This window comes from Pseudomonas fluorescens (genome assembly GCF_001648775.1).
Lineage (GTDB): Bacteria > Pseudomonadota > Gammaproteobacteria > Pseudomonadales > Pseudomonadaceae > Aquipseudomonas > Aquipseudomonas fluorescens_M.
In genome coordinates this window covers 154,121-169,194 of the sequence record NZ_LVEJ01000003.1, presented here as the reverse complement: position 1 = coordinate 169,194, position 15,074 = coordinate 154,121, and the positions used below count along the sequence as shown (strand labels likewise).

At 60.5% G+C, this 15,074-nt stretch carries 11 protein-coding genes; all 11 read right to left on the bottom strand.

Annotated elements, in window-relative coordinates:
• Positions 1–141 precede the first annotated feature (141 nt).
• The 11 genes from mdoH to A8O26_RS05170 all read right to left on the bottom strand — a co-directional run bounded on the left by mdoH (position 142) and on the right by A8O26_RS05170 (position 15,027).
• Positions 142–2,712 (bottom strand): glucans biosynthesis glucosyltransferase MdoH, encoded by a 2,571-nt coding sequence (gene mdoH, locus A8O26_RS05220; RefSeq protein ID WP_064117070.1) that lies wholly within the window; start codon positions 2,710–2,712, stop codon positions 142–144.
• Complete coding sequence (locus A8O26_RS05215) at positions 2,705–4,486, bottom strand: glucan biosynthesis protein G (protein WP_172828120.1); 1,782 nt, start codon at positions 4,484–4,486, stop codon at positions 2,705–2,707. The genes mdoH and A8O26_RS05215 overlap by 8 nt, the downstream gene beginning before the upstream one ends.
• Positions 4,487–4,947: 461 nt before the next feature.
• Positions 4,948–5,385, bottom strand: a complete 438-nt coding sequence (dtd, locus tag A8O26_RS05210) for a D-aminoacyl-tRNA deacylase (protein ID WP_064117069.1) — start codon at positions 5,383–5,385, stop codon at positions 4,948–4,950.
• Positions 5,382–6,353 carry a prolyl aminopeptidase gene (gene pip, locus A8O26_RS05205; protein WP_064117068.1) on the bottom strand — a complete coding sequence of 324 codons (972 nt, stop codon included), beginning with the start codon at positions 6,351–6,353 and terminating at the stop codon, positions 5,382–5,384. The genes dtd and pip overlap by 4 nt, the downstream gene beginning before the upstream one ends.
• Positions 6,354–6,610: 257 nt before the next feature.
• The gene (gene hutG, locus A8O26_RS05200) at positions 6,611–7,414 is read right to left on the bottom strand and encodes an N-formylglutamate deformylase (RefSeq protein WP_064117067.1); all 804 of its coding nucleotides are present in this window, start codon (positions 7,412–7,414) and stop codon (positions 6,611–6,613) included.
• A 10-nt stretch (positions 7,415–7,424) separates the two neighbouring features.
• A complete protein-coding gene (hutI, locus tag A8O26_RS05195; RefSeq protein WP_064117066.1) occupies positions 7,425–8,630 on the bottom strand; it encodes an imidazolonepropionase in 1,206 nt (401 codons plus the stop codon).
• A gap of 360 nt (positions 8,631–8,990) precedes the next feature.
• Complete coding sequence (gene hutH / locus A8O26_RS05190) at positions 8,991–10,523, bottom strand: histidine ammonia-lyase (protein ID WP_064117065.1); 1,533 nt, start codon at positions 10,521–10,523, stop codon at positions 8,991–8,993.
• 116 nt (positions 10,524–10,639) lie between these two features.
• On the bottom strand, positions 10,640–12,163 hold the full coding sequence (gene hutH / locus A8O26_RS05185; protein WP_064117064.1) for a histidine ammonia-lyase: 1,524 nt from the start codon (positions 12,161–12,163) through the stop codon (positions 10,640–10,642).
• A gap of 133 nt (positions 12,164–12,296) precedes the next feature.
• A complete protein-coding gene (locus A8O26_RS05180) occupies positions 12,297–13,127 on the bottom strand; it encodes a quaternary amine ABC transporter ATP-binding protein (RefSeq protein ID WP_064117063.1) in 831 nt (276 codons plus the stop codon).
• Positions 13,124–13,975 carry an ABC transporter permease gene (locus A8O26_RS05175; RefSeq protein ID WP_007949591.1) on the bottom strand — a complete coding sequence of 284 codons (852 nt, stop codon included), beginning with the start codon at positions 13,973–13,975 and terminating at the stop codon, positions 13,124–13,126. The genes A8O26_RS05180 and A8O26_RS05175 overlap by 4 nt, the downstream gene beginning before the upstream one ends.
• An 83-nt stretch (positions 13,976–14,058) precedes the next feature.
• Positions 14,059–15,027 (bottom strand): ABC transporter substrate-binding protein, encoded by a 969-nt coding sequence (locus A8O26_RS05170; RefSeq protein WP_064117062.1) that lies wholly within the window; start codon positions 15,025–15,027, stop codon positions 14,059–14,061.
• Positions 15,028–15,074: the final 47 nt, after the last annotated feature.

The window sequence follows — 15,074 nt, the reverse complement described above, 5'->3', positions numbered from 1 at the left end:
TCGATGTTTCAGGTCGACGGATAGCGCCAGACACCTCGGTCGGTCCCCTCTCCCTCTGGGAGAGGGGTAGGCGGGCGGCGTTCCGATGAGGGGCTTTTCAGCAGGTCAAAAAAAACCCCGCAACATCGCGGGGTTTCTTTATCAGGCCGGTTGCGCCTGCAGGCTCACCGGTCGCAACGGCAACAACGGCGCATGCGGATCGGCTTTCACCGAAGCGCGCCAGGCATCCAGCCACTCGGCGTGACCTTCTGCCCAGACCTGCTCATGCAAACGCGCCAAGGCAACAGGATCGCTCAGCAATTGCAGACGATCATGGTTGTTCAACCCCGCAGGGCCAACCTTCAGCGCGTGACGCACACGTTCCTGACGCAGCCACTCGATCGGCTCGGCCTGACCGTGACGCGAGGTCGCCAGCGAGCACGCCAGAGCGTTCTGCTGTGGATCGACCACCGCGCGGACAAAGCCGTCGTTGAGGGCGTGGTAACGATTTTCGTGGGTGTACTGGTCGGTCGCCAGCAGCGCCTGTGGCGGATTGTATTCCTCAGGGATGAGAAACAGGCTCTCGTCACGGGATTTGAGGCCCAGGCCAACACGGCTGGAGATCACCGACACCGGAATCGACAGCATCAGCGAACCGACGATCGGCACCAGCCACCAGAGGAAACTCGGGTTCAGCCAGATCACCAGCAGCGCCCAGCAGAAGCCCAGCAGGGTCTGCGGGCCGTGGCGTTTGACCGCTTCGCTCCACGGCGTCGAGTCGTCGTCACGTTGCGGCGAGTTCCAGGTCGCGGCCCAGCCAAGGAATGCGGCCAGCACGAAACGGGTGTGGAAAATCATCCGCACCGGCGCCAGCAGCATGGAGAACAGCATCTCCAGCAGCATCGACAAGGTCACCTTGAACTTGCCGCCGAACTCTTTCGCGCCCTTGGCCCAGATCAGGATGATGCTCAACAGTTTCGGCAGGAACAGCAGCACGATGGTCGTCGAGAACAGCGCAATCGCTTTGTCCGGGTGCCATTGTGGCCACAGCGGATAGAGCTGACGCGGTTCAAGGAAGTACTGCGGCTCCATCAGCGTATTCACCGCCAACAGCGCGGTCGACAGCACCAGAAAGAAGAACCACAACGGCGCCGACAGGTACGACATCACGCCGGTCAGGAACACCGCGCGGTGCACCGGGTGCATGCCTTTAACCAGGAACAGACGGAAGTTCATCAGGTTGCCGTGGCACCAGCGACGGTCACGCTTGAGTTCGTCGAGAAGGTTAGGCGGCAGTTCTTCGTAGCTGCCCGGCAAGTCGTAGGCGATCCACACGCCCCAACCGGCACGGCGCATCAGCGCGGCTTCAACGAAGTCGTGAGACAGGATCGCACCGGAGAACGCGCCTTTGCCCGGCAACGGCGCCAAGGCGCAGTGGTCGATAAATGGCTTCATGCGGATGATCGCGTTGTGACCCCAGTAGTGGGATTCACCCAACTGCCAGAAGTGCAGACCGGCGGTGAACAGCGGGCCGTACACGCGGGTGGCGAACTGCTGCATGCGCGCATACAGGGTGTCCATGCCCGACGCACGCGGCGCGGTCTGGATGATCCCGGCGTCCGGCGTGGCTTCCATCAAGCGCACCAGACTGGTCAGGCACTCGCCACTCATCACCGAGTCGGCGTCGAGTACGACCATGTACTTATAGTCGCCGCCCCAGCGACGGCAAAAGTCGTCGAGGTTGCCGCTCTTGCGTTTTACGCGACGGCGACGGCGGCGATAGAAGATCTTGCCGAAGCCTTTGGCTTCACGGCAGACGTCCAGCCAGGCCTGTTGCTCGGCGACGCAGATGTCGGTGTCGTTACTGTCGCTGAGGACGAAGAAGTCGAAGCGATCCAGATCACCGGTGGCAGCCACCGATTCGAACGTTGCACGCAAACCGGCGAAAACGCGCGGCACGTCTTCGTTGCAGATCGGCATTACCAGCGCGGTACGCGCGTCTTTGGCAATCGGCTCGTTGCCGGCGCTTTTGCCGGAGATACGGTATTTATCGTGACCGGTGAGCAACTCGAGGAAGCCCATCAGCGCGGTCCAGAAACCGGCCGACACCCAGCAGAACAGAATCCCGAACAGAATCAGGATGCTGGTTTGCAGCGCATACGGCAGCACTTGTGTGGCGGTTTGCATCAGTGGCTGGTGCAGGACTTCGTCCAGATCGACGAACGACCAGCCCTGGTACGGCATGATGCCTTTCATGTACCAGCCGGCGACGATGGTCTGGCCGAGCATCAGCAACAACAGAATGTAGCGACGGATCGAACCGACGGTGCGCCAGCGCGCAGCCGGCAGGACATTCTCGTCCTTCGGCGGCTGCGGCGGGTTGGTGCGACCGGTCATACGGCGCCAGCCACGCACCAGAATATTGGTGCGCCATGGCTCCGGCACGACTTTGGTCCGACGGATCGGCGGCGTCGCCTTCAGGCTGACGCGACCGCTGGCGTCGAGCACCAGCATCTCCGCGTCTTCCAGCTGTTCGGCAGTGCTCAGGATCAGGCGCTTGCCCACCGAAGCCTGGGCGGCTTCGGCAGGGGCGTCGAATGTCGAGGACGACAGGCGTTCATGCAACTCGCTGAACGACTGGCAACCCGCGAGTTCCGCGCGCTGCTCGTCGGTCATCGGCAGATGCGCCAGATACTCGGACAGAGTCTCTGGCTGTACTTGAGAGTTACTCATCGGCAGGCAACTGATAGCTCCAGGTCTCGGTCAGGACTTCTTCAGTCGGTGCCGATTCCGGTGTGGCTGGGGCCGCGTCCGCAGCCACTGGCTGCTTGGCGTCTTTATTAGCCTTGTCCTTGGCCTCTGCGGCTGGCTTGGCGTCGGCCTGTTTGGCCTCGGCGGCCTTGGCTTCCTTGTCGATTTTCTCTTGTTGCTTGGCGGCAACCTTGTCGGCCTTGGCGACGGACGAGTTGGACGCCGGCACCGATTTCGCCAGATCAGCGGTCACGACTGGCTGCACCAGCGCGGCACGCATCTCGGTGGACTTGCTCGCGTCTTTGATCTTCATGCGCAAGGTCAAACGCCAGCCCTTGGTTTCCGGGTTGTAGCGCACGCTGTTCTCGACCAGCTCGGCGTTGTCGCCGACGCTGACCTGACTGCGTACGTCAGCATCCGGAGTCAGAGCAGCCAGCGATGGACCTTCGAAGTCGACCAGGTAGGCAACGCTGCCATCCGGCTGACGGATCAGGTTCGATTGCTTGACGTCACCGGTCGAACGCAGCGTCTGCGAAACCCAGGCGCTGTCCGGCGCGTGAATCGCCGCTTCGTCCATGGTCCAGTGCATGCGGTAGGCGAAGTCCAGTGGCTGGCCCGGCTCCGGCATTTTTTCCGGGCTCCAGAACGCAACGATGTTGTCGTTGGTTTCGTCGGCAGTCGGAATCTCTACCAGATCAACAGTGCCTTTGCCCCACTCGCCCTTCGGCTCGATCCAGGCGCTTGGGCGCTTGTCGTAGCGATCGTCGAGGTCTTCGTAATGGCTGAAGTCGCGGCCACGTTGCAGCAGACCGAAACCACGCGGGTTCTCGACGCTGAAGTTGCTCACGGCCAAGTGTTTCGGGTTGTTCAGTGGGCGCCAGATCCACTCGCCGTTGCCGGCATGGATCGACAGACCGCTGGAGTCGTGCAGTTCACGACGGTAGTTGAGGACTTTCGACGGCTGGTTGGCGCCGAACAGGAACATGCTGGTCAGCGGTGCGATGCCCAGTTTGCCGACCTTGTCACGCAGGAACATCTGCGCTTTGACGTCGACGATGGTGTCGCTGCCCGGACGCAGGATCAGACGGTAGGCACCGGTGGCGCGCGGCGAATCCAGCAGCGCGAAGATCACCAGGTGTTTGTCGCCCGGCTTCGGCTGTTGAATCCAGAACTCGCGGAAACGCGGGAATTCTTCGCCCGACGGCAGCGCGGTATCAATCGCCAGACCACGCGCCGAGAGGCCGTAGGTGTGCCCCTTGCCGACAACGCGGAAGTAACTCGCGCCGAGCATGGTCATGATTTCGTCTTGCTTGTCGGCCTTGTTGATCGGGTACAGCACACGGAAACCGGCATAGCCCAGTTGTTCAGTGGCTTTCGGATCGAATTTCAGGTCGCCGAAATCGAAGCGGGTCGGATCGTATTTGATCTCTTCGACGGTGTTCGCTGTGATTTCGTTGATTTTCACCGGCGTATCGAAGTGCATACCCTGGTGATAGAAGGAAAGTTTGAACGGGGTCTTCTGATCAGCCCACTCAGCCTTTTCGGTGAGGAAGCGGATTTTCTGATAGTCCGCGAACTTCATGTCGCGAAATTCGTTCGGCAGGTTGCTGCGCGGGGCTTCGAACTTCTGCCCGGCCAGCTCTTTGGCCTTGGCCGATACATCGTCAAGATTGAACGCCCAAAGCTGACCGGCGCTGAGCAGGCACAGGAGCGCCGAACCCGCTACCAGGGCACTTCGCATGCGTTTGGCAGACATTTTTGCTGCATTACAGGGACTAACAATCACGAGCAACCCTCGCCGAAAACAGATCAATAAACCAACGGCCAGCAAGCCGTCTGTGTGGCCATTTTTGTCAGCTTATTTCGGTTCCAGGGAGCCAGATACTGCGTTGCTGCTCCTCCCCATAGCAAGCTATGAGTCGTCGCAGCGCCTTGTCTCTGACTCCCTGGCCCTCGAAATAATGCTGGCAAAAATGGCCGTACAGACCGCTCATACCAGGTTGGCGAGCATTGTTCCGACTCCGCTGGGGCAAAATGATTCCCCAATCGGATCCGGACAAGTCTCTACCTAAGTGAAAAATGGATCAGCGAACGCTGATCCCAGTGCGCGCGATTATCTAGTAGCCCGCATGACAACGCATCAGGGGTAACAAAGTATTTATCGCGAAAACACCCTAAAAACAGTCGAAATTTCCCAAAAAGGTGTTTCAAGCGCTTTCAGGTCTGTAACAAAAAGGTAACCGGGCCATCGTTGACCAAATGCACCTGCATATCGGCGCCGAATCTACCTGATGCCACAGTGCCATGCACCTGTTTCGCTCTGCTTAATAGATAGTCGAACAGTTCCTCGCCCAAAGCCGGTGGCGCCGCCGTCGAAAAGCTCGGTCGCAACCCGCTTTTGGTGTCGGCAGCCAGGGTGAACTGAGAGACCAGCAGCAACCCACCGCCTACATCGGCGAGGGACAAGTTCATCTTGCCCTCCGCATCGCTGAATACCCGATAGTTAAGCAGCTTATGCAGAAGTTTGTCGGCGCTGACACGCGTGTCGTCGGGTTCGACCGCCACCAGCACCAGCAAACCGTGATCAACCGCGCCAACCACCTCGCCCGCGACTTCGACTCGCGCACCTCGCACGCGCTGTAACAGGCCCTTCATGCTTCTTCGGGCGGCAGGTCGAGCAGGCGCCGAGCCATGTTGCTCGCTGCGCGCACCAATGCATCGGTGATGCCCGGTTCAGACGCGGCGTGGCCGGCGTCGCGGATCACCTGCAGTTCGCTGTTCGGCCAGGCTTGATGCAATTCCCAGGCATTGTCGAGCGGGCAGATCACGTCATAACGGCCGTGAATGATCACCCCCGGCAGATGGGCGATCTTGCCCATGTCGCGAATCAGTTGGTTCGGCTCAAGGAAGGCGTTGTTGGTGAAGTAATGGCATTCGATCCGCGCAATCGACAGCGCGCGCTGCGGTTCGGAAAAGCGGTCAACCACCAGCGGGTTCGGCCGCAGGGTCGCGGTGCGCCCTTCCCAGGTCGACCAGGCTTTGGCCGCGTGCATCTGCGCAATCTGGTCGTTGCCGGTCAGGCGTTTGTGGAAAGCGCTGAGCAGGTCGTCGCGTTCGTCCAGCGGAATCGGCGCGATGTAGTCCTGCCAGTAATCAGGGAACAGACGGCTGGCGCCGGCCTGATAGAACCACTCGATTTCCTGCGGACGGCAGAGAAAGATCCCGCGCAGAATCAGCCCGTGGACACGCTCAGGGTGGGTTTGCGCGTAAGCCAGCGCCAGGGTCGAACCCCACGAGCCGCCGAACAGCACCCATTTGTCGATGCCCAGGTGTTTGCGGATGCGCTCAAGGTCGGCGACCAGATCCCAGGTGGTGTTGTTTTCCAGGCTGGCGTGCGGTGTGGAGCGCCCGCAGCCGCGCTGGTCGAAGGTGACAATGCGATAGAGGTTCGGATCGAAATAACGACGGCTTTGCGCGTCGCAACCGGCGCCGGGGCCGCCGTGAATGAACACAACCGGCAAACCCTCCGGTGAACCGCTTTCGTCGACGTACAGCGTATGGGTGTCATCGACAGCCAGATCGTGCCGGGCGTGAGGTTTGATCTGCGGAAACAAAGTCTGCATTGCGCGCTCCGTAAGGGGTCGAGGTCATCCCTGGGGGGACTTCTATTATTCTGCCGTTGGGCATCATAAACCCGATTTACGTCAATGAGCATGCCTGTCCGCTGTTACCGCTTGTCAGCCATAAACCAAAGCTGTCTGGCCTAGCAAACAAACCTGTGGGAGCGAGCTTGCTCGCGAAAGCGGTGCGTCATTCAGCTCAGATGTCGAATGACCCTACGCCTTCGCGAGCAAGCTCGCTCCCACAGGGAACTGCGTGATTACTCGCTGTAGTGTTTTTGGCCCCACGCCAGATAGCCTTGCAGCAATTCTTTGAGCACCACCCGTGTCGGCTCGGCCAGATCGGTGCGATAGCGGAACGGTTCGAACTCTTCCATGTACGTGCACTGGCCCAGTTCCAGTTGCACCGCGTGGATGTTCTGCGCCGGGTTGCCGTAATGACGGGTGATATGGCCGCCCTTGAAGCGCCCGTTGAGGACATGGCTGTAATCGCCGTGGCGTGCGCAGATCGCTTCCAGTTGTGCAGCCAATTGCGGATCACAACTGGCGCCATTGAAGGTGCCGAGGTTGAAGTCCGGCAGTTTGCCGTCGAACAGGTGCGGGATGATCGAGCGGATCGAGTGCGCATCGAACAGCAGCGCGTAACCGAATTCGGCCTTCAACCGCGCCAGCTCTTCCTGAAGCGTGCGGTGATACGGCGTCCAGATCTGCTCCAGATAGGTTGCGCGCTCTTCTTTCGATGGCTCGTGCCCTTCGCGGAACAACGGAATGCCGTCGAACAGCGTCGCTGGATACAGCCCGGTGGTTGCACCGGCGTACAGCGGTTTGTCATCGGACGGACGATTCAGATCGATAACAAACCGCGAATACTCGGCGGCCAAGGTACTGGCGCCCAGTTCTTCAGCGAAATCGTAGAGCTGGGGAATGTGCCAGTCAGTGTCCGGCAGGCTTTTCGCGTCCGCGATCAGCCCGGCTTCTACCGCAGGCGTCAACCGCACACCGGCATGCGGCATGCTGATCAGCAGCGGCACGCGACCTTGTTTGAAATTCAGAACCTTATCCACAACCGCCCTCCTACAGACTTGATTCGACGCCGTGACGCACGACGCGTTTGTCCAGATCGCCGCCGAGCCAATAGGCCAGATCCGCCGGACGATCAATATGCCAGGCCACGAAATCCGCGACCTTGCCGACTTCCAGCGAACCGTGAGTATCAGCCATGCCCAGCGCTTGCGCCGCATGGATGGTGGCGCCGGCCAAGGCTTCTTCCGGGGTCATGCGAAAGCAGGTGCAAGCCATGTTCAGCATCAGGCGCAACGACAGCGCCGGCGAAGTACCGGGGTTGAGGTCGCTGGCGATGGCGATTTTCACCTTGTGCTTGCGCAGGGCTTCCATCGGCGGCAACTGGGTCTCACGCAGGAAGTAGAACGCGCCCGGCAGCAGCACCGCGACGGTGTCGGACTCGGCCATGGCAATGGCGTCGGCCTCGTCCATGAATTCCAGATGATCGGCGGACAACGCTTTATAGCGCGCAGCGAGGCTGGAGCCGTGCAGCGATGACAACTGTTCAGCGTGCAGCTTCACCGGCAGACCGAGTTTTTGTGCGGCGATGAACACGCGCTCGACTTGCTCAGGCGAGAACGCCAGGTATTCGCAGAAAGCATCCACGGCATCGACCAGACCTTCGGCGGCCAGCGCAGGAAGCATCTCTGTGCAGATCAGATTGATGTAATCGTCGGCGCGATCCTTGTATTCCGGCGGCAACGCATGGGCGGCGAGGCAGGTGCTGCGCACGCTGATCGGCAGCTCCTTCTGCAGACGACGGATGACCCGGAGGATTTTGCGCTCGTTGGCCAGATCGAGGCCGTAACCGGACTTCATTTCGACCGTGGTGACGCCGTCGCGCATCAGGCTTTTCAGGCGTTTGGCGGCGCTGGCGAACAGCTCGTCTTCAGTGGCTTCGCGAGTCGCGCGCACGGTGCTGGCGATGCCGCCACCGGACGCGGCGATCTCCGCATAGCTGACGCCTTGCAGGCGTTTTTCGAACTCGCCGCTGCGGTTGCCACCGAACACCGTGTGGGTGTGGCAATCAATCAGGCCGGGGGTGACCCACGCGCCTTGCAGATCATTGACCGCCGGGTATTCGCCGGAGGGCAGTTGATTACGCGGGCCGATCCACTCGATGAGCGCACCGGACGTCACGATGGCCGCGTCCTCGATGATCGAGTAGACGCCTTGCGCCATGGTTGCGACGTGGCAGTGTTGCCAGAGGGTTTTCACTGTTGGCCTCCGTTTGGGCTGGTTTGGTGGGAGGCCTTGAAAAGCCCCTCACCCTAGCCCTCTCCCGGAGGGAGAGGGGACTGACCGTGTTGTTCTGTCGAGGTACATCGACCTGGAGTTTCGGTGTCGAACTCAGGCCTTGAAGCTTCCCGAGATCGGCGCCCTTTTCCCTCTCACGCCAGGAAGAAAAAGGACTGACCGGGTTGCTCTGTCGAAGTACATCGACCTGAAATTCCTGAGCCGAACTCAAATTCTGAAACCCCTGAAGATCGGCTCCCTTCCCCCTCTCCCCCTTGGGGGAGAGGGCTGGGGTGAGGGGGATCGATTTCACTAACAACAAAACTCCCCCTGAAAACACACTTACAAACTAGGCAGCAACTTCGCCGAAACCAGCTCACTCAAACACCGCGAAGCCAACAGTTCAGTCGCCGCGTTAATGTCCGGCGCAAAAAAGCGGTCCTTCTCATAGAACGGCACTTCCTTACGCAAAATCGCCCGCGCCTGTTCCAGCTTCGCCGAGGTCTTCAGACCATTGCGCAGATCCAGGCCCTGCACCGCCGCCAGCCATTCCACGGCAAGAATCCCGCGGGTATTTTCAGCCATTTCCCACAGACGCTTGCCGGCGGCCGGCGCCATAGAAACGTGGTCTTCCTGGTTGGCCGAGGTCGGCAGGCTGTCCACCGAATGCGGGTGCGACAATGCCTTGTTCTCGCTGGCCAGTGCCGCAGCGGTCACTTGAGCAATCATGAACCCGGAGTTCACCCCGCCATTGGCGACGAGGAACGGCGGCAGTTGCGACATGTGTTTGTCCATCATCAGCGAGATGCGGCGTTCGCTCAGCGAGCCGATTTCGGCGATGGCCAGCGCCATGTTGTCGGCGGCCATGGCCACCGGTTCGGCGTGGAAGTTGCCACCGGAAATCACGTCGCCTTCAGCGGCGAAGACCAGCGGGTTATCGGAAACGGCGTTGGCTTCAACCGCGAGCACTTCAGCCGCCTGACGGAACTGGGTCAGGCAAGCGCCCATGACTTGCGGCTGGCAGCGCAGCGAGTACGGATCCTGAACCTTCTCGCAGTTCTGATGCGAATCAGAAACTTCGCTGCGCTCACCGAGCAGATCGCGGTAAGCCGCGGCGGCGTCGATCTGACCTTTCTGGCCACGCGCCGCATGAATGCGCGCATCGAACGGCGAGCGCGAACCCAAAACAGCTTCAACCGTCAGACCACCCAGCGCCAAGGCACCGGCAAACAGATCTTCACCTTCAAACAGACCACGCAATGCAAACGCGGTGGAAACCTGCGTGCCGTTGAGCAGCGCCAGACCTTCTTTAGCCGCTAAAGTCAGCGGCGTCAGGCCGGCGACTTTCAGCGCTTCAGTAGCTTCCATCCACTCACCCTTGTAGCGCGCCTTGCCCTCTCCCAGCAGCACCAGCGACATGTGCGCCAACGGCGCCAGGTCGCCCGACGCGCCCACCGAACCTTTCAGCGGAATGTGCGGATAGACCTCGGCATTGATCAGCGCGATCAGCGCATCAATCACCACACGGCGAATGCCGGAAAAGCCACGGCTGAGGCTGTTGACCTTGAGCACCATGATCAAACGCACCAGCTCATCGCTGATCGGCACGCCAACACCGGCGGCATGGGACAACACCAGCGAGCGCTGCAGGTTTTCCAGGTCTTCGCTGGCAATGCGCGTCGAGGCCAGCAGGCCGAAACCGGTGTTGATGCCGTAGGCGATGCGGTTCTCGGCGAGGATCTGCTCGACGCAGGCGACGCTGGCTTCGATCTGCTGCGATGCGCTGTTGTCGAGCGTCAGCTTGACCGGGTTCTGGTAGACGTCACGCAGTTGGGCCAGGCTCAGTTGGCCGGGAATCAGGTTCAGCGCAGTCATTTTGTGCTCCTTTTGAGAGTTTGTTATTAACTCGCCAGACGCTCCGGAGATGTCCGTTGTCCGTCGCGTCTCGCCTTTTGGGGAGTCGCGCCTTGGCACGCTGGCGTGGGTATTTTTCAGTGCAAATTCGGTAAAACGTTGCGCAGCAGATTCGGGGCTTTCAACACGCTCGCAGCGGCAGCGATATCCGGCGCCAGCCAACGATCCTGATCATAGGCCGGGACTTTTTCGCGCAGCAGTCGCCAAGCGATATCGGTGCCCGCGCCGAAGCGTTGTTCCTTGAGGAATTCAAACGCCTGCGCCGCCAGCAAATATTCGATGGCGAGGATCTGCGTGCAGTTTTCCAAAGCGCGATGCAGTTTCAGCGCAGCGTTGGTGCCCATGCTCAGATGGTCTTCCTGCAGACCCGAAGTGATGTAGTTGTCGAGCACCGCCGGTTGCGCCAATTGGCGGTTTTCCGCGCACAGCGACGCGGCAACGTACTGGACGATCATCATCCCCGAGTTAACCCCCGGATTGGCCACCAGAAACGCCGGCAAACCACTGACGTGCGGGTTGACCAGACGATCGAGGCGACGCTCGGCAATCGAGCCGATTTCGGCCATGGCAATCGCCAGCAAATCGGCCGCCATCGCCACCGATTGGCCATGCGGGTTGGCTTGCGACATCACCCGGAAATTGCCCGGTGTCCCCAGCAACAGCGGGTTGTCGGTGCAGCCGTTGAGTTCGGCTTCGACCTGTTTGAGCGCATGCTCCAGTTGATCGCGCGCGGCGCCATGCACCTGCGGAATCGAACGGATGCTTAACGCATCCTGAGTGCGAATGCCTTTACTCGAGGCGATCACTTCGCTGCCATCGAGCAGCGCGCGCAAATTGATGCCGACGTGCTGCATGCCCGGGTGCGGTTTCAACGCGATGATCTCGGCGTCGAACGCGTCGATCTGACCGCGCTGCGCCTCGAAACTCATCGCACCGATGACATCGGCCCACTGCACCAGACGCGTGGCATCGGCAATCGCCAGACAGCTGAGGCCGGTCATGCATGGCGTGCCGTTGACCAGACACAAACCGTCCTTCGCGCCGAGCTGCACCGGTTGCAGGCCTTCTTCGGCCAGCGCCTGTTGCGCCGAAGTGATCTGCCCGCGATAGCTGACATTGCCAACGCCGAGCAGCGTGATGCCGATGTGCGCCATGTGCGTCAGATAGCCCACCGAACCTTGCGACGGCACTTGCGGGGTGATGCCGCGATTGAGCAGCGCCAGCAGCGCTTCGACGACCCGGCGATGAATGCCGGATTTGCCGTGGCTGTAGTTGTGGATCGCCGCGCAGATTATGGCGCGGGTCTGCTCTTCGGCGAGCACCGGGCCGACGCCGCAGGCATGGCTGAGCAAGGTGTTGCGCGAGAGCTGGCTGAGTTGTTCGTCTTTAAGCGAAACGTTGGACAAACCACCCAGGCCGGTATTGACGCCATAGGCGCGCTCGCCGCTTTCGACGATGCGCTGGACGATGCCTTGCGCGTTTTCGATGCGCGCCCAGGTGTCGCTCGACAGTTCGAGTTGAGCGCCGTGACGGGCGACGGCGACCACGTCCTGCCAACGCAGATGATCGCCGGTGATAACGATTTTTTCAGCCTGGGACATCTAAAACCTCAACCGTAGTATTGATGCAGGCCTGCCGGCCCCTTCGCGAGCAAGCTCGCTCCCACATTGGAATGCGGTCTCCTGTGGGAGCGAGCTTGCTCGCGAAGGGGCCGCCAGCCTCACCGCAAGTCTGTTAAACCACCGCCGCACGCCGTTGAACAAACCGGTCAACATACTCATCCGCCGGCGAATGCAGGATCTCGCGTGGCGTGCCGACCTGAATCAGTCGCCCATCCTTGAGAATCGCGATGCGGTTGCCGATACGCACCGCCTCGTCGAGGTCATGGGTGATAAAGACGATGGTCTTGTGCAATGTCTTCTGCAGCTCCAGCAACTGGTCCTGCATCTCGGCGCGGATCAGCGGATCCAGCGCACTGAACGCTTCGTCCATCAGGATGATGTCGGTGTCCGCCGCCAAAGCGCGGGCCAGACCAACACGCTGGCGCATGCCGCCGGAGAGCTGGTGCGGGTATTTGTTTTCGTAGCCCTTGAGGCCTACGGTGTTGATCCAGTGCAGCGCGCGTTCCGCGCACATTTGCTTGCTCTCGCCACGGACTTTCAGGCCGTAGGCGACGTTGTCGAGCACAGTCTTGTGCGGCAACAGGCCGAAGCTCTGGAACACCATGCTGATCTTGTGCCGACGAAATTCGCGCAGGGCATCCATGTCGTATTGCAGGATGTCGACGCCGTCGACAAGGATTGCGCCGCTGGTTGGGTCGATCAGCCGGTTGAAGTGGCGCACCAGCGTCGATTTGCCGGAACCGGACAGGCCCATGATCACGAAGATTTCGCCGGTGCCGATGCTCAGCGACAGGTCGTTAACGCCGACCACGCAACCGGTTTCGCTCAGCACCTGATCCTTGGTCTTGCCCTGACCAACCATGGCCAGCGCATCCTTGGCGCGGTTGCCGAAAATCTTGAAGACGTTTTTGACTTCGATCTTGCTCACGGTTGCGTTGCTCATTTGCTCACCTCATGCCGTGGCCGACCGTACGCCTGAGTAATGCGGTCGATGACCACTGCGAGAATCACGATCGCCAGACCGGCTTCGAGGCCCCGTCCGACGTTGAGGGTCTGAATCCCCACCAGCACATCTTCACCCAGACCACGGGCGCCGATCATCGAGGCGATCACCACCATCGACAGGGCCATCATGGTGGTCTGGTTGATCCCGGCCATGATGCTTGGCAGCGCCAGCGGCAGTTGCACGCCGAACAGCTGCTGCCAGCGGTTGGCACCGAAGGCGTTGATCGCTTCCATCACTTCGCCGTCAACCTGGCGAATGCCCAGATCAGTCAGGCGAATCAGCGGCGGCGCGGCATAGATAACGGTAGCGAAAATCGCCGGCACCTTGCCCAGGCCGAACAGCATCAGCACCGGGATCAGGTACACGAAACTTGGCATGGTTTGCATGATGTCGAGCAGCGGCATCAGCACCGAACGCAGGCGATTGCTGCGCGCCGAGAGAATCCCTAGCGGGATGCCGATCAGCACCGAAATGATCGTCGCGACCATCATCAGCGCCAGCGTTTGCATGAGCTTGTCCCACAGGCCAACGGCGCCAACCAGGAACAACAAACCGACGATGACCGCCGTGGTCACGACTTTGCGCGTGGCGTGCCAGGCAACCACACCGACGATCGCCAGCATCAGCCACCACGGCGCTGCGCGCAGCAGGCCTTCGAGGTTGACGATGGCCCACAGCAGCGTGTCGGAGATATGGCGGAACACATCACCGTAATTGGTGACCAGCGAATCGACCCAACCGTTGACCCAGTCGGCGATGGAAAAGGTAAAGCTTTCGGGAAACATAAGCGGCTCTCAATCAGAAATCTCAATCAAGCGTTTACGGCATATCTCCCGGCCTGCCTCACGGTTGACCGGGAGGTATCGACCTACAGCGCCGCGTCGATTTTCTTGGCTGCGTCGTCACTGACCCACGCATGCCAGACCTCAGGATGTTCCTTGAGGAAGATTTTCGCCAGTTTTGGCGACTCGATACGCTCCTTGGCCATGCGACCCAGGTTCTGGTTTAGCAGGTCGATCGGCAGGTTGACCTTTTCCAGCACGGCGACCAGTTCCGGCGCCTGTTCGTGGAAGGTCTTCGACAGGCCAACCTTGATGCTCACGGTCTTGTCGACGCCGGGTTTTTCTTCAAGCTTGACCAGATCCACCTGGCCCATCAGCGGGGTTGGCGACCAGTAGTAGAACAGGATCGGCTCGCCGCGCTTGTAGCTCGACAGCACTGCCGCATCCAGCGCCGGGCCGGTGCCCGGGCGGAAGTTGGTGTAGCTGCTTTCCAGGCCGTAGCTTTTCAGCATTTCGCTGTTGTCGAGTTCGCAGGTCCAGCCGGCCGGGCAGTTGTAGAAGCGACCCTTGGATGGCTCTTCGGCATCCTTGAACACGGCGGCGTATTTGCCCAGGTCAGCGATGTTTTTCAGGTCCGGGGCTTTCGGTTCCAGCTTGCGCTTGGCGTCGCCTTCGATCACGTAACGTGGCACGTACCAGCCTTCGACAGCGCCCACCACAGGTGCGCCGACACCGACGACCTTGCCGGCCTTCTCGGCCTTGTTCCAGACCTCGCTGCGGCCGACCCACTCTTCGGCGAACACTTGAATATCGTTGCTGCTCAGGGCGTTTTCCATGGTGATGGAGTTGCCCGGCAAACTGTCGGTCTTGCAGTCGTAGCCTTTCTCCAGCACCACTTGCAGGACGTCGGTCAGGAGCATGCCGCTTTCCCAGTTCAGCCCGGCGAATTTCACCGGTTTGCCCGATTCGCACCAGCCGGCGGCTTGCGTTGCACCGGCACTGGCCAACAGGCCCATGGACAGCAATGTGGTCAGCAGGGTCTTGTTCGATTTCATTGTTGTGACGCTCCTAATCATGAATTGGCTTACGGCAGTCAAGAGGC